The 26122-nt window shown below is 66.0% G+C and carries 20 protein-coding genes; 12 read left to right on the plus strand and 8 right to left on the minus strand.

What is annotated here, in order from left to right:
* Positions 1–143: 143 nt before the first annotated feature.
* The 3 genes from prfB to lysS all read left to right on the plus strand — a co-directional run bounded on the left by prfB (position 144) and on the right by lysS (position 3484).
* Positions 144–1248, plus strand: a protein-coding gene (gene prfB, locus GM672_RS10740) for a peptide chain release factor 2 (protein ID WP_155470529.1) whose coding sequence is annotated in 2 segments (ribosomal slippage) — positions 144–224 and positions 226–1248 — 1104 coding nt in all. Because the reading frame shifts where the segments join, the coding sequence is not laid out codon by codon here.
* Positions 1248–1958 carry an HAD family hydrolase gene (locus GM672_RS10745; protein ID WP_155470530.1) on the plus strand — a complete coding sequence of 237 codons (711 nt, stop codon included), beginning with the start codon at positions 1248–1250 and terminating at the stop codon, positions 1956–1958. The genes prfB and GM672_RS10745 overlap by 1 nt, the downstream gene beginning before the upstream one ends.
* On the plus strand, positions 1955–3484 hold the full coding sequence (gene lysS / locus GM672_RS10750) for a lysine--tRNA ligase (protein WP_155470531.1): 1530 nt from the start codon (positions 1955–1957) through the stop codon (positions 3482–3484). The genes GM672_RS10745 and lysS overlap by 4 nt, the downstream gene beginning before the upstream one ends.
* Positions 3485–3596: 112 nt before the next feature.
* Here the strand turns inward: lysS and GM672_RS10755 are convergent, their stop codons facing one another.
* Together GM672_RS10755 and ppnN are read right to left on the minus strand one after the other, a co-directional pair.
* Positions 3597–4106, minus strand: a complete 510-nt coding sequence (locus tag GM672_RS10755; RefSeq protein ID WP_155470532.1) for an SLATT domain-containing protein — start codon at positions 4104–4106, stop codon at positions 3597–3599.
* Positions 4107–4122: 16 nt separating this feature from the next.
* The gene (ppnN, locus tag GM672_RS10760) at positions 4123–5493 is read right to left on the minus strand and encodes a nucleotide 5'-monophosphate nucleosidase PpnN (RefSeq protein WP_155470533.1); all 1371 of its coding nucleotides are present in this window, start codon (positions 5491–5493) and stop codon (positions 4123–4125) included.
* 231 nt (positions 5494–5724) lie between these two features.
* Here ppnN and GM672_RS10765 point away from each other — a divergent pair, with 231 nt between their 5' ends.
* The gene (locus tag GM672_RS10765; protein WP_155470534.1) at positions 5725–7227 is read left to right on the plus strand and encodes a peptide MFS transporter; all 1503 of its coding nucleotides are present in this window, start codon (positions 5725–5727) and stop codon (positions 7225–7227) included.
* 45 nt (positions 7228–7272) lie between these two features.
* On the opposite strand, the gene glpD is transcribed toward GM672_RS10765, so the two are convergent.
* Positions 7273–8895, minus strand: a complete 1623-nt coding sequence (gene glpD / locus GM672_RS10770) for a glycerol-3-phosphate dehydrogenase (protein ID WP_155470535.1) — start codon at positions 8893–8895, stop codon at positions 7273–7275.
* Positions 8896–9024: 129 nt separating this feature from the next.
* Between glpD and GM672_RS10775 the strand changes: the two genes are divergently transcribed.
* The 5 genes from GM672_RS10775 to serB all read left to right on the plus strand — a co-directional run bounded on the left by GM672_RS10775 (position 9025) and on the right by serB (position 18220).
* Positions 9025–11454 (plus strand): penicillin-binding protein 1A, encoded by a 2430-nt coding sequence (locus GM672_RS10775; protein WP_229417670.1) that lies wholly within the window; start codon positions 9025–9027, stop codon positions 11452–11454.
* Between the two features lie 9 nt (positions 11455–11463).
* The gene (locus GM672_RS10780) at positions 11464–12255 is read left to right on the plus strand and encodes a PP2C family protein-serine/threonine phosphatase (RefSeq protein ID WP_155470536.1); all 792 of its coding nucleotides are present in this window, start codon (positions 11464–11466) and stop codon (positions 12253–12255) included.
* Positions 12256–12330: 75 nt separating this feature from the next.
* Positions 12331–13815, plus strand: a complete 1485-nt coding sequence (locus tag GM672_RS10785; protein ID WP_155470537.1) for a hypothetical protein — start codon at positions 12331–12333, stop codon at positions 13813–13815.
* A 101-nt stretch (positions 13816–13916) separates the two neighbouring features.
* Complete coding sequence (gene mfd / locus GM672_RS10790; protein WP_155470538.1) at positions 13917–17354, plus strand: transcription-repair coupling factor; 3438 nt, start codon at positions 13917–13919, stop codon at positions 17352–17354.
* Positions 17355–17377: 23 nt separating this feature from the next.
* Positions 17378–18220, plus strand: a complete 843-nt coding sequence (gene serB / locus GM672_RS10795; protein WP_155470560.1) for a phosphoserine phosphatase SerB — start codon at positions 17378–17380, stop codon at positions 18218–18220.
* A gap of 18 nt (positions 18221–18238) precedes the next feature.
* On the opposite strand, the gene GM672_RS10800 is transcribed toward serB, so the two are convergent.
* Positions 18239–19432 carry a CaiB/BaiF CoA transferase family protein gene (locus GM672_RS10800; RefSeq protein ID WP_155470539.1) on the minus strand — a complete coding sequence of 398 codons (1194 nt, stop codon included), beginning with the start codon at positions 19430–19432 and terminating at the stop codon, positions 18239–18241.
* Positions 19433–19510: 78 nt separating this feature from the next.
* Positions 19511–20008, minus strand: a complete 498-nt coding sequence (locus GM672_RS10805) for a TspO/MBR family protein (RefSeq protein ID WP_155470540.1) — start codon at positions 20006–20008, stop codon at positions 19511–19513.
* 79 nt (positions 20009–20087) lie between these two features.
* On the opposite strand from GM672_RS10805, the gene GM672_RS10810 reads away from it, so the two are divergent.
* From GM672_RS10810 to GM672_RS10820, 3 genes are all read left to right on the plus strand, one after another.
* Complete coding sequence (locus GM672_RS10810) at positions 20088–20489, plus strand: c-type cytochrome (RefSeq protein WP_188916015.1); 402 nt, start codon at positions 20088–20090, stop codon at positions 20487–20489.
* Between the two features lie 10 nt (positions 20490–20499).
* On the plus strand, positions 20500–20736 hold the full coding sequence (locus tag GM672_RS10815; RefSeq protein WP_155470541.1) for a hypothetical protein: 237 nt from the start codon (positions 20500–20502) through the stop codon (positions 20734–20736).
* Between the two features lie 86 nt (positions 20737–20822).
* The gene (locus GM672_RS10820) at positions 20823–21191 is read left to right on the plus strand and encodes a DUF4870 family protein (protein WP_155470542.1); all 369 of its coding nucleotides are present in this window, start codon (positions 20823–20825) and stop codon (positions 21189–21191) included.
* 707 nt (positions 21192–21898) lie between these two features.
* On the opposite strand, the gene GM672_RS10825 is transcribed toward GM672_RS10820, so the two are convergent.
* The 3 genes from GM672_RS10825 to rimO form a co-directional block, all read right to left on the minus strand.
* Positions 21899–23302, minus strand: a complete 1404-nt coding sequence (locus tag GM672_RS10825; RefSeq protein WP_155470543.1) for a cytochrome B6 — start codon at positions 23300–23302, stop codon at positions 21899–21901.
* Between the two features lie 135 nt (positions 23303–23437).
* Complete coding sequence (locus GM672_RS10830) at positions 23438–24622, minus strand: cystathionine beta-lyase (protein ID WP_155470544.1); 1185 nt, start codon at positions 24620–24622, stop codon at positions 23438–23440.
* Between the two features lie 65 nt (positions 24623–24687).
* Positions 24688–26100: a 30S ribosomal protein S12 methylthiotransferase RimO gene (rimO, locus tag GM672_RS10835; RefSeq protein WP_155470545.1), complete on the minus strand. Its 1413-nt coding sequence runs from the start codon at positions 26098–26100 to the stop codon at positions 24688–24690.
* Positions 26101–26122 lie beyond the last annotated feature (22 nt).

Below are 26122 nucleotides of genomic sequence, written 5' to 3' on the forward strand. Positions count from 1 at the left end.
GCGGGAACGGAACAGGGAGGGTCGGACGGCACGGGGATCACATGATACGCACGGGCGCGCGCAGCGGCAAGGCCGGGCACCGGGCTGGAGCCACGTAGCGTATAATCCGGGGTTTGATCGCACTCTACAGAGACATAAAAATCATGGAAGCCGAACGCATCAACGCCCTCTCCGCCCAGCTCGCAGATCTGACGACCCGCGAAGCCGAACTACGGAGGTATCTTTGACTTCGATAAGAAGTCGGAGAAACTGGAACAACTGAACGCCGAGCTGGAAGACGCGGCTGTCTGGAACGACCCCAAGAAGGCCCAGGAAATGGGCCGCGAGAAGAAGGCCCTGGAAGCCATCGTCGACACGTTGACGAAGGCGCAGAGCGACCTGGCGGACATGGCCGAGCTGTTCGAGATGGGCAAGGAAGAAGCCGACGACGAGACGCTCGAGTCGGTGATCGCCGATACGGCCGAGATCCAGAAGGTCATCGAAGGCCTGGAATTCCGCCGCATGTTCAACAACCCGATGGACCCGAACAACTGCTTCATCGACATCCAGGCCGGCGCCGGCGGCACCGAAGCGCAGGACTGGGCGTCGATGCTGCTGCGCCAGTACGTGCGCTACTGCGAACGCAAGGGCTTCAAGGTCGAGGTGATGGAACAGTCGGACGGTGAAGTGGCCGGCATCAAGACGGCCACCATCAAGGTCGAGGGCGACTACGCCTACGGCCACCTGCGCACGGAAACGGGCGTGCACCGCCTCGTGCGCAAGTCGCCGTTCGACAGCGCCAACGGCCGCCACACGTCGTTCACGTCGCTGTTCGTTTATCCGGAAGTGGACGACTCGATCGAGATCGAGATCAATCCGGCCGACCTGCGCATCGATACGTACCGCGCGTCCGGTGCCGGCGGTCAGCACATCAATAAGACCGACTCCGCCGTGCGCCTGACGCACGCGCCGTCCGGCATTGTCGTGCAGTGCCAGAACGACCGCTCGCAGCACCGCAACAAGGCCGAGGCGATGGAAATGCTGAAGGCCAAGCTGTACGAAGCGGAGCTGCGCAAGCGCATGAGCGAGCAGCAGAAGCTGGAAGACTCGAAGACGGACGTGGGCTGGGGCCACCAGATCCGCTCCTACGTGCTGGACCAGTCCCGCATCAAGGACCTGCGCACGGGTTTCGAGACGGGCAATACGAAGAACGTGCTGGACGGCGACCTGGACGACTTCATCGCCGCCTCGCTGAAGCAGGGCGTCTGATGACGACACCCGTGACGCCCCCGCGCGCCTTCATCTTCGACATGGACGGCACCATCGTCGACAACATGGCCTTCCATACGGAGTCGTGGCTGTCCTTCTTCGCACGCCGCGGCCATGCCATCGACGCGGACGAATTCTTCCGCGCCACGGCCGGCCGCCAGGGCCATGAAATCATGCGCACCTACCTGGACCAGGACCTGAGCCGGGAAGACGCGGCCGTGCTGGACGCCGAGAAGGAAGCGCTGTACCGCGAACTGTACGCGCCGCACCTGGAAACGGTGGCCGGCTTCGAGCAGTTCATCGCCGACGCCCAGCAGGAAGACGTGCGCCTGGCCGTGGCCACGGCCGCGCCACCGGCCAATATCGTCTTCACGCTGGACGGCCTGGACCTGCGCCGCCATTTCGATGCCGTCGTCGGCGCTGCCGACGTCGCGCGCGGCAAGCCCAATCCGGATGTCTTCCTGCTCGCCGCCGAGCGCTGCGGCGTCGCGCCCGAACACTGCATCGTGTTCGAGGACGCGCCGCTGGGCGTGGAAGCGGCGCGCCGCGCGGGCATGCGGGCCGTGGTGCTGACCACCACCCTGCCGGCGGCCGCGTTCGCGGAATTCGACAACGTCATCATCGTCGCCCGCGATTTCTCCGAACTGAATATCGCCGCGCTGTTCGCCAGCGTGGCCAACACCTCCCCTACCGAAGCAGAACAATCATGACCACGGAAACCCAAGACCAGGCACCAGGCCAGGACGACAACAAGATCATCGCCGAACGCCGCGCCAAGCTGGCCGCGATCCGCGAAAAAGGCGTCGCCTTCCCGAACGACTTCCGCCCCGAGCACAAGGCAGCCGAACTGGCCCTGCAATACGGCGACAAGTCGCGCGAGGAACTGGAAGCGAACCCGGTACCCGTGGTCCTGGCGGGGCGCATGATGCTCAAGCGCGAAGCGGGCAAGAAAGCGGCCTTCGCCACCTTGCAGGATTCGTCCGGCATCAAGTGCGACGGCCGCATCCAGATCTACGTCACGCTCGACAGCACCGGCGAAGCGGCGATGGACGCGTTCCGCACCTTCGACCTGGGCGACATCGTCGGCGTCGTCGGTACGCTGTTCAAGACCAAGACGGACGAGCTGACCGTCAAGGTATCGGAACTGCGCCTGATCACGAAGTCGCTGCGCCCGCTGCCGGACAAGTTCCACGGCCTGGCCGACCAGGAAACCAAGTACCGCCAGCGGTACGTCGACCTGATCATGAGCGAGGACACCCGCCGCACGTTCAAGGCCCGCACCGCCGCCATCTCGTCGATCCGCCGCTTCATGCAGGACAACGAGTTCATGGAAGTGGAAACGCCGATGCTGCACACGATTCCCGGCGGCGCGGCGGCGAAACCCTTCATCACCCACCACAACGCGCTGGACATGCAGATGTTCCTGCGCATCGCGCCCGAGCTGTACCTGAAGCGCCTGGTGGTGGGCGGCTTCGACCGCGTGTTCGAGATCAACCGCAACTTCCGCAACGAAGGCGTGTCGATCCGTCACAACCCCGAATTCACGATGATGGAGTTCTACGCGGCCTATACGGACTACCAGTGGATCATGAACTTCACGGAAGCCGTGATCCGCCAGGCCGCCGTCGACGCCCACGGTTCGGCCGTGCTGACCTACGGCGGGCGCGAGCTGGACCTGTCCAAGCCCTTCCATCGCCTGACGATCGTCGGCGCCATTAACAAGTTCGCGCCGCACTACACGGACGTGCAACTGAACGATGCGGAGTTCATCAAGGCCGAGCTGAAGAAATTCGGCGTCAAGCCGCACGCCCACTCGGGCCTGGGCGCGCTGCAACTGGCACTGTTCGAGGAAACGGCCGAAGCGCAGCTGTGGGAGCCGACCTTCATCATCGACTACCCGGAAGAAGTGTCGCCGCTGGCGCGCGCCTCGGACACCCGCAAGGGCATCACCGAGCGCTTCGAGCTGTTCATGGTGGGCCGCGAGATCGCCAACGGCTTCTCGGAGCTGAACGACGCGGAAGACCAGTCGGCCCGCTTCCTGGCACAGGTGGCCGCGAAGGAAGCCGGCGACGATGAAGCGATGTTCTATGACGCCGACTATATCCGCGCGCTGGAATACGGCATGCCGCCGGCCGGCGGCTGCGGCATCGGCATCGACCGCCTGATCATGCTGCTGACGGATTCGCCGAACATCCGCGACGTGCTGCTGTTCCCGCACCTGCGCAAGGAAGACTGAGCGCGACCTCGGCGTCAACGAAAAAAAACGCAGCTTCGGCTGCGTTTTTTCATGTCGGGCTTTGGCCCGGCATTGCCGCGGCGTCCCTTGCTCCCCGCGCGCCGCGCGGCGCCTAGAACGTGGCGGCCGTGCCGCCAGCCAGCGCCCGCTGCGCACGGGCGTGCACGGCCGGCGCCACCGCCGGCGCTTCCTGGGCCAGTAGATCGAGCTTGTCGCGCACCACGGCCAGGTACTGCGGTTCCTGCGTGGCGGTGCCGGCGGCGTACATCGATTCCAGCTCGCGCCGGATGGCGCCGTAGCGGGCGCCGAAGGTCTTGTGCTTCTCGGCCCGTTCGGCGAACTTGAAGAAGGTCTGCAGACTGGACAGGATCGCTGCGGTCACACTGAGCGCACCCACCATCAGCGCCACCGGCACGGAGATGGCCTCGGCCGCGACGGAGGCGAACACGGACGTGCCGACGACGCCGCTGATGACGATGACGGGCACGCCCAGCCAGTGGCCGCGCCGTTCCAGCATCATCGCCATTTCGTAATGCCCCAGCTGCGACTCGCGGGCGCGGCGCAGCCATGCCAGCATCAGCGCGCCCGGGTCCGCAGGCGGCTGGTAGTGATCTCCCGTCATCCGCTTAGTTGTCCGCTTACTTGATGACGCGATAGCACGGCGTGTAGGCCTTGCCCGGCAGCTTCATGCGGCTCTGTGCCACGAACGATGCGAGCAGCGCGTCCATCGGTTCCATGATGGTGCTGTCGCCGTGGATCTCGAAGTGGCCGTGCTGCTCGATGGCACGGATGCCTTCGTCCTTGACGTTGCCCGCGACCACGCCGGAGAAGGCGCGGCGCAGGTTGGCCGCCAGCAGGTGCACGGGCTGGTTCTTGTGCAGCTTCAGGTTGCGCATGTTCTCGTGCGAGGGCGCGAAGGGACGCTGGAATTCGGGGTCGATCTTCAGGGCCCAGTTGAAGTAATAGGCGTCGCTGCGGCCCTTGCGGAACTCGCGCACCTGCTTGATCCCTTCCTGCATCTGGCGCGCCACCGCTTCCGGATCGTCGACGATGATGCGGTAGCGCTGCTGCGCTTCCGGTCCCAGGGTGGTGCCGATGAATTCATTGATCTGCACGAAGTAGTCGCGCGACGATTCGGGGCCCGTGAAGATCAGCGGGAAGGGAATATCGGCATTGTCCGGGTGCAGCAGGATGCCCAGGATGTACAGGATTTCCTCTGCCGTGCCGGCACCGCCGGGGAAGACGATGATGCCGTGGCCCGTGCGCACGAACGCTTCCAGGCGCTTTTCGATGTCCGGCATGATCACCAGGTCGTTGACGATCGGGTTCGGCGATTCGGCCGCAATGATGCCCGGTTCCGTGATGCCCAGGTAACGCCCGCTCATGAAGCGCTGCTTGGCATGGCCGATGGTAGCGCCCTTCATCGGACCCTTCATCGCGCCCGGTCCGCAACCGGTGCAGATGTCCAGGCCTCGCAGGCCCAGCTGGTAGCCCACTTCCTTCGAATAGTTGTATTCGGCGCGGTTGATCGAGTGGCCGCCCCAGCACACCACCAGGTTCGGATTGATCTGCGGGCGCAGGATATTGGCGTTACGCAGGATATGGAAGACGGCATCCGTGATGCCTTCCGTCGACGACAGGTCGAACTTCGGATTGTCCGTTACCTCGTTGCTGACGAAGACGATATCGCGCAGCACGGCGAACAGGTGCTCGTGGATACCCTTGATCATCTTGCCATCGACAAAAGCAATGGCCGGCGCGCCGCGGATTTCCAGCTTGATGCCCCGTTCGCGCTGGATGATGTTGATCTCGAACGACTGGTAGCGCTCCAACAGTTCCTTGCCATCGTCGATGGTGCTGCCGCAGTTCAGGACCGCCAGCGCGCAGTTGCGGAACATCGTGTACAGCCCGCCCTTGCCCGAATCGAGCAGCTTGTTTACTTCTGCCTTGGACAAGACTTCAAGTTTGCCCTCCGGTGAAATCAGTGTATCGACAAAGCCTTGTTCCATGGTGCCTGCTTCCTTATTCAGTTTCGTTCTGGCGCGCCCCCGCGCCTGCGCAAGGCAGGCCGGTCCGCGAACCGTCAATATACGACATCCCGCACGGGTCCGGCGGCAAAGCGCGTGGCGTGCCGACTGCAATCTTTCCAAATATACTACATTGCTGCAATGCACCACCTGAATTCATCGACAATTCCGATGGGTACATTACAATGGCGACTTTTTTTCAGGAGGTTCCGCATGAGCGGTGCAACCAATACGGCGAAAGAAACGGCGATCCCGGAATTCCGCCAGATCATGGGACATCCCAGCCCACTCTGGATGTTGTTCATGACGGAATTCTGGGAACGCTTTGCGTTCTACGGAATTCGCTGGGCCCTCGTGCTCTACATCGTCGCCCAGTTCCACGGCGGCGCCTCCTCGGGTGAGGCCGATGCCAACCTGACCTACGGTTCCTACCTGGCGCTCGTGTACGCGGCCGCGCTGTTCGGCGGCTATATCGCCGACCGCGTGCTGGGCTACCAGCGCTCCATCCTGATCGGCGCCACCTTCATGGCCGCCGGCCTGTTCATGATCGCCTACCCGGACCCCACCGTCTTCAAGCTGGGCCTGGCCACGATCATCACCGGTAACGGCCTGTTCAAGCCGAACATCTCCACGATGGTGGGCAAGCTGTACTCGGCCGCCGACTCGCGGCGCGACAGCGGCTTCACCATCTTCTACATGGGCATCAACGGTGGCGCCTTCATCGCCCCGATCCTGACCCAGTACCTGGCGCAGTACGTGTTCAACACGGGCGACACGCCGGCCTACAAGGTGGTCTTCATCACCTCCGGCGTCGGCATGCTGATCAGCCTCGTCTGGTTCTTCATCGGCCGCCGCGGCCTGAAGGGCATCGGCTACCCGGAACCGCAAGCGCAGGGCATGGCCCGCGTGCTGTACGTGGTGCTGGGCTGCCTCGTCACGATCCCCGTCGTGTTCGCGCTGCTGGCCGTCGGTGCCCAGCAACTGCAGGTCGTGCTGACGGTGCTGTTCATCCTGCTGGCCATCATGCTGATCGTCGAAGGCTTCCGAAACGGCCCCGTGGCGCGCGACAAGGTGTTCGCCATGCTGATCATCTTCTTCTTCAATATCCTGTTCTGGATGTTCTTCGAGCAGGCCGGCAGCTCGTTCACCTTCCTGGCCGAGAACATCGTCAACCGCGATTTCGGCGGCTGGATCTTCCCGACCGCCTGGTTCCAGAGCGTGAACTCGATCGCCATCATCACGTGCGCGCCCATCATCGCCGCCACGTGGATCTTCCTGGCCCGCCGCAACAGCGATCCGTCGATTCCCCGCAAGTTCGGCCTGGGCCTGATCTTCAACGGCGTCGCTTTCGCGTTGCTGGTGTTTGCGCTGCAGACCATGGTCGTGGACGGCAAGATCCCGTTCTGGACCCTGTTCATGGTCTACGTGATCCAGTCCGTCGGTGAGCTGTGCCTGTCGCCGATCGGCCTGTCGATGGTGACGAAGCTGGCCCCGACCCGCCTGGTCGGCCTGGGCATGGGCGGCTGGTTCCTGTCCACCGGCATCGGCAACAACCTGTCCGGCATCTTCGCCTCGCACGTCAGCGGCGAATCGGGCATGTCGGTGGCCTCCGCGCTGTCGGGCTACACCTTCGGCTTCTGGTCGCTGGTGGGCGGCGGCGTCATCCTGTTCCTGGTCGCTCCACTGATCCAGAAGCTGATGCACGGCGTGAAGTAAGACGTTTCGCGCAAATGAAAAAGGCGGCCGCTTGGCCGCCTTTTTTTACGCCTGCAGCACAGGATGCCTGTCCAGCCAGGCCTGCAGCGCCGGCACCGCGTCCGGCCCCAGGTGCAGCCCCAGCTTGGAGCGCCGCCACAGGATATCCTCGGCCGTCACGGCCCATTCGTGCCGGCGCTGGTAGTCCACTTCCGCCTCGAACAATCCGGGCAGGATCGCTTCGCCCATCGCCGCCACGTTGGCGCGGCCGCGCAGCAAAGTGTGAATGCGGGTGCCGTAGGCGCGCGCGTAGCGTTTCACCAGCGCGGGTTCGAGGAAGGCGTAGTGCACCTGAAGGCTGGCGCTCCACTGGTCGAACTCCAGCACGGAGCGGTTCTGCGGCACGGCGCCGAACAAATCGCCGCCGGGCAGGCAGGCGCGTTCGGTCCAGGCGGGCGCGGGACGGCCCAACTGCCGGCACAGGCTGTCGACGGCTTCCTCGGCCAGGCGCCGGTAGGTGGTCAGCTTGCCGCCGAAGACGGACAGCAGCGGCGCGCCGCCGTCGGCGTCGAGCGCCAGCCGGTAATCGCGCGTAACGGCCTTGGCGTCGCGGGAAGCGTCTTCCAGCAGCGGGCGCACGCCGGCGTAGCTCCACACCACGTCCTGTGCGCGCACCGGCTGGCGCAGGCAGGCACTGGCCGCGTTGCACAGGTAGGCGATTTCCGCATCGTCGATGGCGACCTTGCCCGGGTCGCCCGTGTATTCCACGTCCGTCGTGCCGATCAGGGTGAACTCGCGTTCATAGGGAATGACGAAGACGACGCGCCCGTCCACGTGCTGGAACAGGTAGGCGTGATCGTGCTCGAACAGGCGGGGCACGACGATATGGCTGCCCTTCACCAGGCGCAGCCGGTCCGGCTGCGGAAGCCCCAGCGCGCCGGCCAGCAGCGCCGCCGTCCACGGCCCGGCCGCGTTGACGACGGCGCGCGCCGTGAGCTGCTTTTCCTTGCCGTCCGGCTTGCGCAGGGTGACGTGCCACATGCCGCCCTCGCGCCGCGCCGCCGTGCAACGGGTGCGGGTCAGGATGCAGGCGCCCTTTTCGGCCGCGTCCATCGCGTTGAGCACCACCAGCCGGGCATCATCGACCCAGCCGTCGGAATACACGAAGGCCTGCGTGAAGCGCGGCTGCAGCGGCCGCCCCGCCGGATGGCAGGACAGGCGCACGCCGTGCGAACCGGGCAGCAGCTCGCGCCGCGCCAGCCGGTCGTACAGGAACAGGCCCGCGCGCACCAGCAGCGCGGCACGCTGGCCGGGACCGTGCGGCATCACGAAGCGCATCGGCCACATGATGTGAGGCGCGGCGCGCAGCAGCACTTCGCGCTCGGCCAGGGCCTTCCGCACCAGGCCGAACTCGAAGTATTCCAGGTAGCGCAGGCCGCCGTGAATCAGCTTGGTGGACGCGGACGACGTGTGCGCGGCCAGGTCGTCCTGCTCGCACAGGGCCACGCAAAGGCCGCGCCCGGCCGCGTCGCGCGCGATGCCGGCGCCGTTGATGCCGCCACCGATCACCAGCACGTCGCAATCGACATCCTGACCGCGCCGGCCGGCGCACGATGGCGCCGCGACGGGCCCTGCGCCCGCCGCCGCCCCTCCGGAATCCTTGCCGCCCCTGTCATGCGCCACTGCCATCCCCGACCCCTGGCTAAATAATTTCTATCAAGATACGACAATTCTCCTTGCTTGCGCAAGGGCGCGCGCCGGACCCGCCCGGGGCGTGGTCTATAATGGCCCCGTTTTGCAACCCTGGGAACCCATCTTTTGAAGACCTCCGCTTCCTGGCTCAACCGCCGCAATGCCCTGCGTGGCCTGATCGTCGTCGGTGTCGGCGGCCTGCTGGCCGTGCTTGCGCTGCTGGCCTACCTGTTCCTGATCGTCAAGCCACGCCTGCCGTCGCTGGAAGCCGTCACCGACTACAAGCCCAAGATCCCCCTGCGCATCTACACGGCCGACAATGTGCTGATCGGCGAATTCGGCGAGGAGCACCGCGACTTCGTGCCGATCGCCCAGATTCCGGACATGATGAAGAAGACCGTGCTGGCCATCGAGGATACCCGCTTCTACGATCACGGCGGTATCGACTGGATCCGCGCCGTCGGCGCCATGAAGGCCAACCTGGCCGGGGGCTTCCGCCAGGGCGGGTCGACGATCTCGATGCAGGTGGCGCGCAATTTTTTCCTGACGCGCGAGAAGGTCCTGTCGCGCAAGCTCAATGAAGTGATGTTGACGTACAAGATCGAGGACGCGCTGACGAAGGACCAGATCCTGGAGCTGTACATGAACCAGATCTACCTGGGCCAGCGGTCCTACGGCTTCGCCGGCGCCGCCCAGGTCTACTTCGGCAAGGAGCTCAAGGAGCTGACGATCGCCGAGATGGCGATGCTGGCCGGTCTGCCGAAGAATCCCTCCCGCCACAACCCGGTGGTGAACTTCAAGCGCGCCAAGGCGCGCCAGGAAGTGGTGCTGCGCCGGCTGCTGGACCTGGACGACATCACGCAGGAACAGTACGAGCAGGCCAAGGCCGAAACCATCAAGGTCAACCACAAGGGCCAGGAGTTCGACACCCACGCCGAATACGTGGCCGAACTGGCGCGCCAGGCTGCCTTCGCCGAATTCGCCGAGGATGCCTACACGCGCGGCATCGTCGTGCGCACCACCATTCTCAGCGCGGACCAGAACGCTGCCTATGAATCGGTGCGCCGCAACGTCATCGCCTACGACCAGCGCCACGGCTACCGGGGGCCGGAAGCCTTCATCACCCTGCCGGACGACGAGGCCGAGCGGGATGAGGCCATCGACGAGGCGCTGGGCCAGCGCCCGTCCAGCGACGGCCTGATCGCCGCCGTCGTACTGAGCGCCTCCACCCGGGAACTACGGGTCGAGACGGCCGACGGCGAGGACATCGTCATCAAGGGCGACGGCCTGAAGCTGGCCGCCGGGGCCTTGTCGGCCAAGGCGAAGGAGTCGGTCCGCCTGCGCCCCGGCGCCATCGTCCGCGTCGCCCGGAGCGGCAAGGAAGGAAGCACGCGCTGGGCAATCACCCAGGTGCCGAAGGTGGCCGCCGCCTTCGTGTCGATCGACGCCGCCACGGGCGCCTACCACGCCATGGTGGGCGGTTTCGACTACAACCTGCAGAAGTTCAACCACGTGACGCAGGCGTGGCGCCAGCCCGGTTCTTCCATCAAGCCCTTCGTGTATTCGGCGGCGGTGGAAAAGGGCTTTGCGCCGGCCACCCTGATCAACGACGTGCCGATCGAGCTGCCCGGCGGCGCCAACGGCGAGCCATGGCGCCCGCAGAACGACGACTTCAAGTTCGACGGCCCCATCACGATGCGCGAGTCGCTGTCCAAGTCGAAGAACGTGCCGTCCGTGCGCATCCTGCGCGCCGTCTCGGTCCCGTTCGCGCACGACTATCTGGGCCGCTTCGGCTTCGACCTGGCACGCCATCCGCAGAACCTGACGATGGCGCTGGGCACGGGCGCCGTGACGCCGCAGCAGCTGGCCGGCGCCTATTCCGTATTCGCCAACGGCGGCTACCGGGTGCAGCCCTACCTGATCGAGCGCATCGAGGATGCCACCGGCAAGATACTGAAGGCGTCGCCGGCGCCGGCACGCCTGGATGAAAGCCAGCGCGTGCTGGACGGGCGCAATGCCTTCATCGTCGACAGCATGCTGCGCGACGTGGCCAGGAGCGGCACCGGCGCCACGGCCTGGCAGCGCATCGGCCGCACCGATATCGCCGGCAAGACCGGCACCACCACGGATGCCGTCGACGGCTGGTTCGGCGGCTACGGCGGCGGCATCGTCGCGGTGGCGTGGATGGGCTACGACGACCCGAAATCGCTGGGCAGCCGCGAGTTCGGCTCCTCGCTGGCCCTGCCGATCTGGATCGACTACATGAAGGTCGCGCTGGTCAAGCGCCCCGCGGTGGAACGTGCCGTGCCGGAAGGCGTGGTGCAGGTCAACGGCGACTGGGTCTTGGAGGAATACGCCAACGATCCCACCGTGGCCGGCATCGACCTGGGCGAAACCGTGCCGGGCGACGTGGCCGCCGATGGCGCCCTGCCCGTCCCGGGCGCACCGGCGGCCCCGGTCGTGCCGGTCACGCCGGGCGCGCCCGCGTCGAATATCGTGCCCGTGCCCCCTTCGGCGCCGGCCACGCCGACCTTCCCGCCGCCACCGGGCGACTGAAGGCGCGCCATGGCCGACTGGAAGCCGCTCTCGCCGCCGCGACTGCACCGCCTGCCGCTGGGCGTGGCCTTCGGTCGCAGCGTGACGGGGCCGGTACGGCAGTCGAACCAGGACAACCTGTTCATCGCGCCGGAACTGAACCTGGTCGCCGTGGCCGACGGCATGGGCGGCCACGCGGCCGGCGACGTGGCCAGCGCCGCCGCCATCGAACTGCTGTGCGAACGGCTGGCGGCGGCGCGTGATCCGGATGCCACCTGGCCCGGCGCGGCGGCACCGGCGCTGCGCACCTTGCGCGACGCCGTCGCGTTTGCCAACGACACCATGTACCGCCGCAACGTGGCGTTGGGCCACGGCGACGGCACCGGCATGGGCACGACGTTGACGGGCATGTGGCAACCGTCGCCGCACGCCCCCGCGCTGGTCTTCCACGTGGGCGACAGCCGCCTGTACTGCCAGCGGGCCGGCGTGCTGACCCGGCTGACCCGCGACCAGACCCTGTACCAGCAGGCCGTGGACCTGGGCCTGCCCGAGCCACTGCCGCCCCGCAACCTGCTGCTGCAAGCCGTCGGACCCGGCCCCACCGTGGACCCGCAACTGCTGGCATACGACACGGCGCCGGGCGACGTCTACCTGCTGTGCAGCGACGGCCTGCACGGCGACTGCGCCGATGCCGACATCGCCGGCATCCTCGCCGGCGCCACGCCCGCTACCTTGCAGGCCTGCTGCGACGCGCTGCTGGCACTCGCCGAACGGGATGGCAGCAGGGACAACATCACGGCACTGCTGTTGTACTGCGGCTGAAAGGGGCCGCCACGCCTTGCAATCGCCGCGCCTGGCCGCTATCGTGGAGATATCGCCACGCTTCGCGGAGGTCGCATGTCGTCGCTGTCGTCGCTGTCGTCGCTGTCGTCGCTGTCGTCGCTATTGTCCCTCTCCTGGCTGCGCCGCCTCGCCCTGGCGATCGTTGCGTCGGCACTGCTGGCCGGTTGCGCCAATGCGCCCTACCGGCCCTATGTCACGGCAGGCTCGGAAGGCGCCGACTGCCCAGGCGCCAGCGTCGGGACCCCGGCGTCCCTGACGACGCCGGAAGTCGGCCCACCGCCCACGCCCACCTACACGCTGCATTTCCTGGAGTTCGACGACCAGGGCTGGCCCTACCCCGACCCGGCCGGCAAGGCCAGCCCCGGCCACAAGATCGACTGCGCCATCGGCGACCTGGTCCAGCGGCTCAAGCATTACAAGGTCATGACCTTCGTCTACGTGCATGGCTGGCATCACTCGGCCGCGGAACATGACGAGGATGTGGCGAAGTTTCGCGCGCTGCTGGACAAGCAGGCAAAGCGCTGGAGCGGAACCCGGCAGGTGGTGGGCTACTACATCGGCTGGGATGGCGAAACCTTGGACGTGCCGGGCCTGAAGCACGCCACCTTCTGGACCCGCAAGAATGCCGCGCACAAGGTCGCAGAAGGCAGCGTGCGGGAGTTCTTCGCGCGCATGAAGGCGATCCGCAACCACGCGAACCGGCCGCGCGTGGCATCCCTGACGGACCGGCACCACCAATGCCGCTACAAGGGCGATTTCCTCGGCCCGGACTGCCCCTTGCGTACCGTCATGATCGGACACAGCTTCGGCGCGTGGATCCTGTTCGCCTCGACCTCGCCGTTTGTCATGGAGACCCTGGCCGGCGGCAGCGATGTGCTGGACGAGGAACCGACGGAGACGGAGCGCGAACGGGGCATCGCCGACCTGATCCTGCTGCTCAACCCCGCGTTCGAGGCGACCCGCTACGACCCGCTCTTCAATGCCGCGCGGCGCTACCGCAACCCCCGTTACCAGCCGCCCCTGCTGGTGTCGATCACGTCGACCGCCGACTGGGCCACCGGCATGGCCTTCCCGGCCGCGCGGGTGATCAATTCGATCCTGCAGCACCCGGCCAAATCGACCTTGGAAGCGCGCGCCATGAAGCGCACGCACGGCCACATGGATGAGTATTTGAGCCACGAACTGACCCTGGCCGGCCCCTGGCCGCGCGAGCAGATCGAGGCCGACCAATGCCCGGCCCGTCAAGCCCTGCCCTACCAGAGCAGCGCCCACGAACTGCGCAAGGAGTTCATCGCCGCCATGCGCGATGAAGTGGCACCGCAACGCACGCACATGCCGGTGCGGACCTTCTGCGGCGACCTGCACCTGGCGGGGCTGCCCAACCCGGCGGTCGGCCCGTTGAGCATCGTCTGGAACATCCGCACCCATGCCGACATCATTCCCAACCACGACCGCATCCACGAGCCCGTGCTGGAATACTTCCTGTCGCAGCTGTACGAGGACATCCGCGAAATGCCCCGGTTCGAACTGAAGCGCTGACCCGGCCGGGCGGGCGACGCGCCAGGAACGCTTCGACTATAATTGCGCCACCGCGCCCCCTGCGGCGCCCGTCTACCGCCTTCGTCTGCCGCTTCGCCTGCATGCCTTTCGACCTGAAAAAAGTCCTCCCCAAGCCCGGTAACCGGTTCCTGCTGCCGTCCCTGTACGGTTCGTCCGATGCGTGGGCGCTGGCCCAGGCCGCGCAGGAACTGACGGCGCGGGGCCAGATGCTGGCCGTGATCGTGGCGCAGGCCAGCGACGGCCAGCGCCTGCTCGACGAAATCGCCTGGTTCGCGCCGCAACTGCGCTGCCACCTGCTGCCGGACTGGGAAACGCTGCCCTACGACGCTTTCTCCCCGCACCAGGACCTGGTGTCCGAGCGCCTGGCCACGCTGCACGAAATCCGCAGCGGCCAGTGCGACGTGATGATCGTGCCGGCCACCACGGCGCTGGTGCGCATGGCACCGCCGTCGTTCCTGGCGGCCTACACCTTCTTCTTCAAGCAGGGCGAGTCGCTCGACGAAGCGGCGCTGAAGGCGCAGCTGACCCTGGCCGGCTACAGCCACGTGACGCAGGTGATGTCGCCGGGCGAATACTCCGTGCGGGGCGGCCTGATCGACCTGTTCCCGATGGGCTCCGCGCTGCCGTACCGGCTCGACCTGTTCGGCGACACCATCGAAACCATCCGCACCTTCGACGCCGACACCCAGCGCTCGCTGTACCCCGTGCGCGAAGTGCGCCTGCTGCCGGGCCGCGAATTCCCCATGGACGAAGCGGCCCGCACCACTTTCCGCAGCCGCTGGCGCGAGACCTTCGAGGGCGATCCGTCGCGCGCCGTGGTCTACAAGGACATCAGCAGCGGCATCGCCTCGGCCGGTATCGAGTACTACCTGCCCCTGTTCTTCGAAGAGACGGCCACGCTGTTCGACTACCTGCCGGAAGGCGCGGCCCTGGCCATGCTGGGCGACATCGAGGGAGCCATTCGCCGCTTCTGGTCCGACACGGAATCGCGCTACCGCTTCCTCAAGGCCGACCGCGAGCGCCCGCTGCTGCCGCCCGAATCGATCTTCCTGCGCGACGAGGCCTTCTTCACGTGCGCCAAGCTGCACGCGCGGGTGGCGGTCAGCCGCGACCTCGATGGCGCGCCCTCCGAGCTGTCGGCGCCGATCCCCAACATCGCCGTCAACCGCCATCTGGACGACCCGCTGACGAACCTGCGGGCCTACCTGATGCAGCCGGGCCGGCGCGTGATGATCTGCGCCGACTCGAACGGCCGGCGCGAAACCTTGCAGCAGTATTTCGGCGAGTTCGGCCTGCAGCCGGCCCTGGTGGAAGGCTACGAAGGCTTCCTCGCGTCGAACGCGCCGCTGGCACTGGGCGTGGCGCCGCTGCAGGCCGGCTTCGAGCTGCTGGCTAGCCAGCCCCTCGTGTTCATCACGGAGACGGAGCTGTATGCCGGCACGGGCCGGCGCGTGGGCAAGAAGAAGCAGGAAGCTGTCACGCAGGTCGAGTCGATGGTGCGCGACCTGTCGGAGCTGAAGATTGGCGACCCCATCGTCCACATCAACCACGGCATCGGGCGCTACATGGGCCTGACCAGCATGGACCTGGGCGAAGGCGAGACCGAGTTCCTGCACCTGGAATACGCCAAGGACACGAAGCTGTACGTGCCCGTCTCGCAGCTGCACGTGATCTCGCGCTACTCGGGCGGCGCGCCGGAAGACGCGCCGCTGCATTCGCTCGGCTCGGGCCAGTGGGAAAAGGCGAAAAGGAAGGCGGCCGAGCAGGTGCGCGACACGGCGGCCGAGCTGCTCAACCTGTACGCCCGCCGCGCCGCGCGCCAGGGCCACGCCTTCGAATACTCGTCGCATGATTACGAACGTTTCGCCGAAAGCTTCGGCTTCGAGGAAACGCCCGACCAGGCCGAGGCCATCAACAATGTCATCCGCGACATGACGTCCGGCAAGCCGATGGACCGCCTGGTGTGCGGCGACGTCGGCTTCGGCAAGACCGAGGTGGCCCTGCGCGCCGCCTTCATCGCCGTAATGGGCGGCAAGCAGGTCGCCATCCTGGCCCCCACCACCCTGCTGGCCGAGCAGCACGCCCAGACCTTCGCCGACCGCTTTGCCGACTGGCCCGTGCGCATCGCCGAGATGTCGCGCTTCCGTACCGGCAAGGAGATCAACACTGCGATCAAGGGCATGGCGGACGGCACCCTCGACATCGTCATCGGCACGCACAAGCTGCTGTCGGAGGACGTCAAATTCACGCGTCTGGGCCTGGTCATCATCGACGAGGAGCACCGCTTCGGCGTGCGCCAGAAGGAGGCATTGAAGTCCTTGCGGGCCGAGGTGGACGTGCTGACCCTGACAGCCACGCCGATTCCCCGCACCCTGGGCATGGCCCTGGAAGGCCTGCGCGACTTTTCCGTCATCGCCACGGCGCCGCAGAAGCGCCTGGCCATCAAGACCTTCGTGCGCAGCGAAGGCGAGTCGATCATCCGCGAGGCCGTGCTGCGCGAACTGAAACGTGGCGGCCAGGTGTACTTCCTGCACAACGAGGTCGACACCATCCAGAACCGCATGGCCCAGCTGACGGCCCTGCTGCCGGAGGCGCGCATCGCCGTCGCGCACGGCCAGATGCACGAGCGCGACCTGGAAAAGGTGATGCGCGACTTCGTCGCCCAGCGCTACAACATCCTGCTGTGCACCACCATCATCGAGACGGGCATCGACGTGCCGACGGCGAACACCATTATCATGCACCGGGCCGACAAGTTCGGCCTGGCCCAGCTGCACCAGCTGCGCGGCCGGGTCGGGCGCTCGCACCACCAGGCCTATGCCTACCTGCTCGTGACGGATGTGCAGACCCTGACGAAGCAGGCGCAGCGCCGGCTCGACGCCATCCAGCAGATGGAAGAACTGGGCAGCGGCTTCTACCTGGCCATGCACGACCTGGAAATCCGCGGGGCCGGCGAAGTGCTGGGCGAAAGCCAGTCCGGCGAAATGCTGGAAGTGGGCTTCCAGCTGTACACGGACATGCTCAACGAAGCCGTGCGCGCGCTGAAGGCGGGCAAGGAGCCGGACCTGGCCGCGCCGCTGGCGACGACGACGGAAATCAACCTGCACGTGCCGGCCCTGCTGCCGGCCGACTTCTGCGGCGACGTGCACGAGCGGCTGTCGATCTACAAGCGCCTGGCCAACTGCTCGACGCAGGAAGCGGTGGACGGCCTGCAGGAAGAACTGATCGACCGTTTCGGCAAACTGCCCGAGCCGGCCAAGGCGCTGGTGGAAACCCACCGCCTGCGAATTGCCGCAAAGACGGTGGGAATTGTTAAAATCGATGCCCATGGCGAAGCAGCGAACCTGCAGTTCATGCCGAAACCGCCCATCGACCCGATGCGCATCATCACCCTGATCCAGAAGAACCGCCACATCAAGCTCAATGGACAGGACAAACTGAAGATCACCGCCAGCATGCCGGACCTGCCGTCCCGCGTGGCCCAGATCAAAACCGCGATCAAACAACTGCTGCCCTGATGAACAACGCCAAAGATTTCACGATGAACCTGGTCCTGCAGGGCCTGGACGACTGCATGCCGCGCCTGGAGCGCATCGCCGCGCTGACGGCGCCGCAAGGCGTGACGCGCATTTCCAGCACGGCCCTGCGCTGCGAAGGCATCGCCTTCTCGCCCGCGCTGCGCCAGACCATCGAAGTGGCGGCCCACGCTGCCCAGCTGGACGCCACCTACATGATGGGCATCCGCCACCTGAACGAGTTCCGCCTGGTGGCGATGGACATGGATTCGACCCTGATCACCATCGAGTGCATCGACGAAATCGCCGACATGCAGGGCCTGAAACCCCAGGTCGCCGCCATCACGGAGGCGGCCATGCGGGGCGAGCTCGATTTCGCCGAAAGCCTGCGCCGCCGCGTCGCCCTGCTCGAAGGCCTGGATGCTGCCGCGCTGGAGCGCGTCTATGAAGAGCGGCTGCGCCTGTCGCCGGGCGCCGAGCGGATGCTGGCGGCCGTGCAGGCCGCCGGGCTGAAGACCTTGCTCGTCTCGGGCGGCTTCACCTACTTCACGGACCGCCTGAAGACCCGCCTGGGGCTGGACTACACGCTGGCCAACCAGCTGGAAATCGTCGACGGCAAACTGACCGGCAAGGTGCTGGGCGATATCGTCGACGCCGAAGGCAAGCGCGCCGCCGTCGAACACGTGTGCGCGGGCCTGGGCATTTCGCCGCTGGAGGCCATCGTTATGGGCGACGGCGCCAACGACCTGAAGATGATGGCGATTGCCGGCATGTCGGTGGCGTTCCGGGCCAAGCCGGTGGTGCGCGAACAGGCCACGGTCGCGCTCAATTTCGTCGGACTCGATGGCATCCTGAACCTGCTGGCCTGAGTACGGGCTCAAGCACGCTCACTGCACCACGCCGCGCTCCCTCAACCGCGCGATCTCGCCGGCCGTCATGCCCAGCCGCGCCAGCACGGCATCCGTGTGCTCGCCCAGCATCGGTCCCTGCCAGCGCACGGCGCCCGGCGTGTCGGACAGCTTCGGCACGATGCCGGGCATCTTCACCTTGACGCCGTCAGGCAGCTCGCTTTGCAGGATCATGTCCCGCGCCTGGTAGTGGGGGTCGGCGACGATGTCGGCGACGGAGTAGATGCGCCCGGCCGGCACGTCGGCCGCCTGCAACGCCGCCAGCACGTCGTCGATTCCGTGGCGCGTCGTCCAGCCGGCAATCGCCCCGTCGATCAGCGCCGCCTGGGCGGCGCGGCCGTCGTTCTGCGCGAACCGTGGGTCGTCGGCCAGGTCCGGCCGCCCGATGACGGCCATCAGCCGCTTGTAGATCGGGTTGCTGTTGCCGGCGATGACGACATAGGCGCCGTCCCGCGTGGGATAGGTGTTCGATGGGGCGATGCCGGGCAGCGCGCCGCCGCTGCGTTCGCGCACGTGACCCAGCAGGTCGTATTCGGGCACAAGGCTTTCCATCAGGTTGAAGACGCTTTCGACCAGCGACACATCGACGACCTGGCCGTCGCCCTGCCCTGTCTTCACCCGCAGCACGGCCATCAGGGCGCCCATCACCGCGTGCAGCGACGCCAGCGAGTCGCCCAGGCTGACACCGACGCGGGCCGGCACGCCGCCCGCCTCGCCGGTGGTATGGCGGATGCCGCCCATGGCCTCGCCGATGGCGCCGAAGCCGGGACGGTCCTTGTAGGGCCCCGTCTGGCCGTAGCCGGAAATGCGCACCAGCGTCAGCTTCGGATTGAGCGCATGCAGCACGTCCCAGCCCAGGCCCAGCTTTTCCAGCGCGCCCGGCTTCAGGTTCTCGATCAGCACGTCCGCATCCTGGGCCAGGCGCTTGACGATGGCGACGGCCTCGGGCGACTTCAGGTCCAGCGAAATGGACTGCTTGTTGCGCGACTGCAGATACCACCACAGCGAGGTACCGTTGTGCAGCTTGCGCCATTTGCGCAGCGGGTCGCCGTCGCCGGGCGCCTCGACCTTGATGACCTCCGCGCCGAATTCGGCCATCAGCCGCGCCGCGAACGGCGCCGCGATCAGTGCGCCGATTTCAATCACCTTGATGCCTGCCAGCGGTCCGCTCATGCGATCTCCTTCTTCGTGGGAACGACAGCATAGCGGACCCGGCGTCCCCCGGGCAAGCGCCTGCACCGGCGCGACGGATCAGCCCAGCAGTTGCGGATTGCGCTGCCAGACGGCGAAAGTGAGCGCCGTGGCGAACGACACCCAGGCCAGGTAAGGCAGCATCAGCGCCCCGGCCAGGCGTCGCGCGCGCCAGAACGTGACGACCGTGGCGAGCACCAGCAACCACAGGACCAGCACCTCGTAGAACGCGGCGGCGCCCAGGTGCCAGCCGAAGAACAGCCAGCTCCACAGGGCATTGGCCGCCAGCTGCACCAGGTACAGGGTCAAGGTGCGCGGCGCCGTCGAGAAGCCCCGCACCTTCCATACGAGCCAGGCTGCGATGGCCATCATCAGGTACAGCACCGTCCACACGGGGCCGAACACGCCGGCCGGCGGTGCCCAGTCGGGTTTCACGAGGGCGGCATAGAAGGCCGGCGCGTCGCGCGAGGCCCAGGCGCCGAGGGCGGCGGCGATGAACGTGACCAGCAGCCAGGCGCCCAGGCTCTTGACATTGGTGGCGAGTCGATTGGTATTCATGGATACGTGACGTATTGAAAACCCGACTGTAACAGCGCGGGCGGCGCCGCGTCGCACACGCATTGCCTATAATGCGGCAATGATCCGTGCGAACCGCCTGAAGAGCATCACCCTGCTGCTGTCGATGATGACTGCCACCGCCAATGCGGCGTCACCGGGCGACCCCGTCGCCGGTGCAGCCGCGTTCAGGAAGTGCGCCTCCTGCCACCAGGTGGGTCCGTCGGCCCGTGCCGTATTCGGGCCGGACCTGAACGGCGTGATGGGGCGCCGCGCCGGCACCTCGGCGGGCTACGCGTATTCACCCGCGCTGAAACAGTCCGGCATCGTGTGGAACGACGCCACCCTGGCGCGCTTCCTGCGCGACCCGGACGACATGGTGCCGGGCACGAAGATGCGCTTCTGGGGCATCGGCGACGAGCGCCAGATCGCCAACCTGCTGGCCTACCTGCGCCAGTACCCGTCACTGCCACCGCCGAGATAAGGAGTCCGCCATGTCCACCACCATCACGCACCGCCGCACCCGCATCGTCACCCTGGACCAGGGCGAGGACATCCTGGCCGTGTGCCATGCCGACGATATCGCCATCCGCCCCGACGCGGACGGCTGGTCCGTCTGGTTTGTCGGCGAGGACGGCGCCCTCGACGGTTACGAGGAACCCTACCCTTCGCAGCAGGAAGCCCTGTGGGCCGCGAAGGCGGCAGCCGAGTTCTCGTCCAGCGGCGGCTGAGGTAAAAGTCCCGGGCAAGTTGCAAGGGGTGCGCGAGTCTTGGCAAAATCGCTATACTATATGCCTACTTTGACTCGGGAGTGCATATGGCTCAGGAACTTGTTTTCGACGCGCGGACCGACTCCGCGAAGAACTGGGCATGGTGGCTGTACGTGGCCCACGCGGCCAGCTTTCTGCTGTCGCTCGGCCTGTTTTCCTTCATCCCGCTCATCATCAACTACGTGAAGCGGCCGGAAACGGAAGGCACCTTCGTGCACAGCCACCACGGCTGGCAGATCCGTTCGTTCTGGTGGTATGCGGTGTGGATGATCGTGGGCGGCGCGCTGTTCATCACCTTGATCGGCATTCCGCTGGCGTACGTCATCTGGTGCGGCGCCTGGCTCTGGAAAGCTTACCGCCTGATCCGAGGCTTCGTTGCGTTGAGTGCCAACGAGCCGGTGGGCTATTCGCGCTGATCTGAAAGTGGACGATTGGCTGTGGAAAGCTTACCGCCTGATCCGAGGCTTCGTTGCGTTGAGTGCCAACGAGCCGGTGGGCTATTCGCGCTGATCTGAAAGTGGACGATTGGCTCTGGAAGGCCTATCGCCTGATCCGTGGCTTCGTTGCCTTGAGTGCCAACGAGCCGGTGGGCTATTCGCGCTGATCTGAAAGTGGACGATTGGCTCTGGAAAGCTTACCGCCTGATCCGAGGCTTCGTTGCCTTGAGTGCCAACGAGCTGGTGGGCTATTCGCGCTGATCTGAAAGTGGACGATTGGCTCTGGAAAGCTTACCGCCTGATCCGAGGCTTCGTTGCCTTGAGTGCCAACGAGCCGGTGGGCTATTCGCGCTGATCTGAAAGTGGACGATTGGCTCTGGAAAGCTTACCGCCTGATCCGAGGCTTTGTTGCCTTGAGTCCCAACGAGCCGGTGGGCTATTCGCGCTGATCTGAAAGTGGACGATTGGCTCTGGAAAGCTTACCGCCTGATCCGAGGCTTCGTTGCCTTGAGTGCCAACGAGCCGGTGGGCTATTCGCGCTGATCTGAAAGTGGACGATTGGCTCTGGAAGGCTTACCGCCTGATCCGAGGCTTTGTCGCGTTGAGTCCCAACGAGCCGGTGGGCTATTCGCGCTGATGGGATGGCCGGGGCAGCGCCCCGGCCGAACAGCCCGGCCGGATACCCGCTACAACACTCGCAGGAACGCCACCAGGTCGCTCTTCTCCGTCTCCGTCAGCTTCGTCTCCAGCACCAGGTTGAAGAACTCCACCGTATCCTCCAGGGTCAGCAGCCGCCCGTCGTGCAGGTAGGGGGGCGACTCCTTGATGCCGCGCAGGGGGAAGGTCTTGATGGGGCCATCGCCGACGGCCTTCATGCCGTTCACCATCTTCGTCTTGTAGAAGCGCTCCGTCTTCAGGTTGTGCATCAGGTTATCCGTGTAGTACGGCGCCGCGTGGCAGCTGACGCACTGGCCCTTGCCGTTGAAGACGGCCTCGCCGCGCAGCTCCTGGGGCGTTGCCTTCTTCGGATCGAGCTTGCCGTACACGTTCAGCTTCGGCGCCGGCGGGAAGTCCAGCAAGGCCTGGAACTCGCCCATGAAATGCACCTGGCTGGCCCGTTCCAGCACGTTGACGCCTTTTTTCGTCGCGATGACGGGATCGCCGTCGAAGTAGGCCGCGCGCTGCTCGAACTCCGTGAAGTCCTCCACCGTCTTCAAGGCCCGCTGCGAACCGAACAGGCGCTGGATGTTCACGCCCCGCAGCGACGGCGTGTCGATGCGGTGGCGCAGCTCCTGCGGCCGGATATCGCCGACCAGGTGGGTCGACGCATTCGTATGGCCATTGGCATGGCACTCGAAGCAGCTGACGCCCCGGCTGGGCTTGACGGAGCGGCGGTCCTCGGTCTGGTTGAACTGCTGCTGGGGGAAAGGCGTCAGCAACAGGCGCAGGCCTTCAAGCTGCTTGGGGTTCAGCGGGCCGTTGAAAATACCGAAGAAATTGTCGATGGTGAGCAGCTTGCCCTTCGAGACGTCGCCCAGCTCGGGGTGGGTGGTCAGGAAGATCGGCGCGGGAAATTCCGGCAGTACGTGGTCCGGCAGGTCGAAAGCCAGGTCGAAGCGGTTCAGGTCGCGCCCTTCCTGGCGCAAGATTTCATCGATGTGAAACTGGGGGAACAGCATGCCGCCTTCGGGATGGTTCGGGTGGGGCAACGGCAGGAAGCCGGCCGGGAACAGGTCGCGGTTGCGGATGTCGTCGGGACTGAGCGCGGCCAGCTCCTGCCACGTCACGCCTTTCGGCAGGCGCACCCGCACGCCTTCCTGCACGGGCTTACCGCGGAACATCGTCACCCCGGGTGCCGGCCGGTTGGTCAGGTCGTAGCGCTGGGCCAGCAGGTCCTGCTGGCGTTTCTGCACGATGGGCCGGGCCGCGCGCATGCGCTCCATGGTCACTTCGAAGGGTTCGGTGATGTCGACCTTCATGTAGCTGGTCGGCTGCGCCGCAGGCGGCGGCTTGGGCTTGCCGTCCTGGGTCCACACGAGTGTCGGTAACACGGCAAGTGCTGCGGCAACAGCCAGACGGGAAGCTTGCATAACTCCTCCTTGAAATGTTTCAGGCCCTGGTCAACATCGGTTCACTCTCCTTGTCACTTGTCATTTAAGCACCCGTGCAGGCGAAAGGCCAGCCACGGCGGCGATTGTATTGTCCAATCCCTCACATAGGTTTGCTCAATCGGCCAGGGTCGCCAACGCCGCTTCGATATCCGCGATCAGGTCCCGTGGGTCTTCCAGGCCGATATTGAAGCGCACCAGCGTGCCGCCGGCGCCGCCATCCGTGTTCCAGTCGCGGCGCATGCCCGCCATCCGGTATGGCACGCACAGGCTGTTCGGTCCTCCCCAGCTGTAGCCGATCTTGAACAAGGTCAGGCTGTCGACGAAGCGGTCGGTCTGCGCTTCCGAATAACGCTCGTCGAACAGCACGGAGAACAGGCCGCCGGCGCCGGTGAAGTCGCGCCGCCACGTCTCGTGGCCGGGGCAGTCGGGGAATGCCGGGTGCAGCACCCGCACGATCTCCGGCCTGGCTTTCAGCCACGCAGCCACCGTGCGCGCGCCTGCATCGTGCGCGTCGAAGCGCAGCTTCAGGGTCGGCAGGCCGCGCATGACGAGGTAGGCGTCGTCCGCGCCCACGCCCAGGCCCAGGCGCATATGCGAGGCAGACAGCCTTTCATGCAGCGAGTCGTCGCTCGAGATGACGGCGCCCATCAGCACGTCGGCGCCGCCGGACTGGTATTTAGTCAGCGCCTGCACGACGATGTCGACACCCAGCTCGAAGGCGCGCAGCGCGATGCCGGCCGACCAGGTATTGTCCAGCGCGACGACGACGCCCTTCGCGCGGGCGGCGGCGCAGATGGCCGGCAGGTCCGGCACCTCCATCGACACCGAGCCGGGCGCCTCGGTCCAGATCAGCTTCGTGTTCGGCTGGATCAGTTCAGCGATACCGGCACCGGCCAGGGGATCGTAATAGCGTGCCGTGATGCCCATCGATTCCTGCAGCCAGTTGCCCAGCACGCGGTTGGGGTGGTAGATATTGTCGGGCAGGAGGATGTCGTCGCCCGTCTTCAACAGGGCGAAATCGACCATGGCGATGGCCGCCAGCCCGCTGGGTGCCAGCAGGCAGTGCGTGCCGCCTTCGATGGCGGCCAGGCGCGCTTCCAAGGTAAAAGTCGTCGGCGTGCCGTGCAGGCCGTAGGTATAGCCGCTCTTGTCCTTCCAGTCGCCCGAGCGCAGCGCCGCCACGTTCTCGAACAGCACGGTCGATGCGTGGTGGATGGCGGGCGGGAAGGCGCCGAAGCCTTCGGGCGCCTGGTAGTCGTGGTGGATGAGTGCCGTCTGCAGGGATTTTTTGTCGGTCATGGTCGAGGCGTAAAAAAAGGCGGACCAGGTGGTCCGCCTTTCATTGTAGCGCGCTGCGGTGAGGCTTATGCCTCGCCCCATAAATCGTGCGCGTCGGCGCGGGTGATCTCGACGTCGAAGAACTGCCCGACGGCCAGCTTCTTGTGCGGCTCGTAAGGCTTCTTGACGTAGACCACGCCGTCGATCTCGGGCGCGTCGGCGGCCGAGCGGCCCACGGCGCCGCTTGGCGTCAGCTCGTCGATCAGCACCTTGACGGTCTTGCCCACCTTGGCCTGCAGGCGCTTCTTCGAAATCTCTTCCTGCAGCAGCATGACGCGGCCACGGCGCTCCTCGCGCAGCTCTTCCGGCACGGGGTTGGCGATCTCGTTGGCCGTCGCGCCTTCCACGGGCGAGTAGGCAAAGCAGCCCAGGCGGTCGATCTGCGCTTCCTTCAGGAAGTCCAGCAGGTATTCGAACTCCGCTTCCGTCTCGCCCGGGAAGCCGGCGATGAAGGTCGAGCGGATCGTCAGGTCGGGATTCATCTGGCGCCACTTCAGGATGCGCTCCAGGTTCTTCTCGCCCGAGGCAGGACGCTTCATCCGCTTCAGCACTTCCGGGTGGGCGTGCTGCATCGGGATGTCTAGGTAAGGCAGCACGTGGCCGCCGCTCATCATCGGGATGATCTCGTCCACGTGCGGGTACGGGTAGACGTAGTGCAGGCGCACCCAGGCGCCGTACTGCGCGGCCAGCTGGCCCAGCGCTTCCGTCAGCTGCGTCATGTGCGTCTTGACGGGGCGGCCGTTCCAGAAGCCGGAGCGGAACTTGACGTCGATGCCGTAGGCCGACGTGTCCTGCGAGATCACCAGCAGTTCCTTGACGCCGGACTTGAACAGGTTCTCCGCTTCCATCATCAGTTCGCCGATCGGGCGCGACACCAGGTCGCCCCGCATCGACGGAATGATGCAGAACGAGCAGCGGTGATTGCAGCCTTCCGAAATCTTCAGGTAGGCATAGTGCTTCGGCGTGAGCTTGACGCCCTGCGGCGGCAGCAGGTCGATGAAGGGCTCGTGTGGCTTGGGCAGGTGGTGGTGCACCGATGCCATCACTTCGGCCAGCGCATGCGGGCCCGTGACGGCCAGCACCTTCGGGTGGACCTTCTGGATCAGGTCACTGCCGTCGGCATCCTTCTTCGCGCCCAGGCAGCCCGTGACGATGACCTTGCCGTTCTCGGCCAGCGCCTCGCCGATCGCGTCGAGCGACTCCTGCACGGCGGCGTCGATGAAGCCGCAGGTGTTGACGATGACGAGGTCGGCGCCGTCATACGACTTGGCGGTCTCGTACCCTTCCGCGCGCAGCTGCGTGAGGATCTGTTCCGAGTCGACCAGCGCCTTCGGGCAGCCGAGCGAAACGAAACCGACCTTCGGGGCGGGCGTGGAAGCGGGAACGCCCGTGGCGGCGGCGGCGGGCTTGGTGATACGGGAGAGTGGCTGAGATTGCATGTCTGGGTAGTTTTATGGCAAC

Origin of the sequence: Pseudoduganella buxea (genome assembly GCF_009720835.1) — a bacterium.
GTDB lineage: Bacteria > Pseudomonadota > Gammaproteobacteria > Burkholderiales > Burkholderiaceae_D > Rugamonas > Rugamonas buxea.

Coding starts and splice junctions, on each gene's coding strand:
- GM672_RS10745 (WP_155470530.1), top strand. CDS start 1,248: ATGACGACACCCGTGACGCCCCCGCGCGCCTTCATCTTCGACATGGAC.
- lysS (WP_155470531.1), top strand. CDS start 1,955: ATGACCACGGAAACCCAAGACCAGGCACCAGGCCAGGACGACAACAAG.
- GM672_RS10755 (WP_155470532.1), bottom strand. CDS start 4,106: ATGACGGGAGATCACTACCAGCCGCCTGCGGACCCGGGCGCGCTGATG.
- ppnN (WP_155470533.1), bottom strand. CDS start 5,493: ATGGAACAAGGCTTTGTCGATACACTGATTTCACCGGAGGGCAAACTT.
- GM672_RS10765 (WP_155470534.1), top strand. CDS start 5,725: ATGAGCGGTGCAACCAATACGGCGAAAGAAACGGCGATCCCGGAATTC.
- glpD (WP_155470535.1), bottom strand. CDS start 8,895: ATGGCAGTGGCGCATGACAGGGGCGGCAAGGATTCCGGAGGGGCGGCG.
- GM672_RS10780 (WP_155470536.1), top strand. CDS start 11,464: ATGGCCGACTGGAAGCCGCTCTCGCCGCCGCGACTGCACCGCCTGCCG.
- GM672_RS10785 (WP_155470537.1), top strand. CDS start 12,331: ATGTCGTCGCTGTCGTCGCTGTCGTCGCTGTCGTCGCTGTCGTCGCTA.
- mfd (WP_155470538.1), top strand. CDS start 13,917: ATGCCTTTCGACCTGAAAAAAGTCCTCCCCAAGCCCGGTAACCGGTTC.
- serB (WP_155470560.1), top strand. CDS start 17,378: ATGAACCTGGTCCTGCAGGGCCTGGACGACTGCATGCCGCGCCTGGAG.
- GM672_RS10800 (WP_155470539.1), bottom strand. CDS start 19,432: ATGAGCGGACCGCTGGCAGGCATCAAGGTGATTGAAATCGGCGCACTG.
- GM672_RS10805 (WP_155470540.1), bottom strand. CDS start 20,008: ATGAATACCAATCGACTCGCCACCAATGTCAAGAGCCTGGGCGCCTGG.
- GM672_RS10810 (WP_188916015.1), top strand. CDS start 20,088: ATGATCCGTGCGAACCGCCTGAAGAGCATCACCCTGCTGCTGTCGATG.
- GM672_RS10815 (WP_155470541.1), top strand. CDS start 20,500: ATGTCCACCACCATCACGCACCGCCGCACCCGCATCGTCACCCTGGAC.
- GM672_RS10820 (WP_155470542.1), top strand. CDS start 20,823: ATGGCTCAGGAACTTGTTTTCGACGCGCGGACCGACTCCGCGAAGAAC.
- GM672_RS10825 (WP_155470543.1), bottom strand. CDS start 23,302: ATGCAAGCTTCCCGTCTGGCTGTTGCCGCAGCACTTGCCGTGTTACCG.
- GM672_RS10830 (WP_155470544.1), bottom strand. CDS start 24,622: ATGACCGACAAAAAATCCCTGCAGACGGCACTCATCCACCACGACTAC.
- rimO (WP_155470545.1), bottom strand. CDS start 26,100: ATGCAATCTCAGCCACTCTCCCGTATCACCAAGCCCGCCGCCGCCGCC.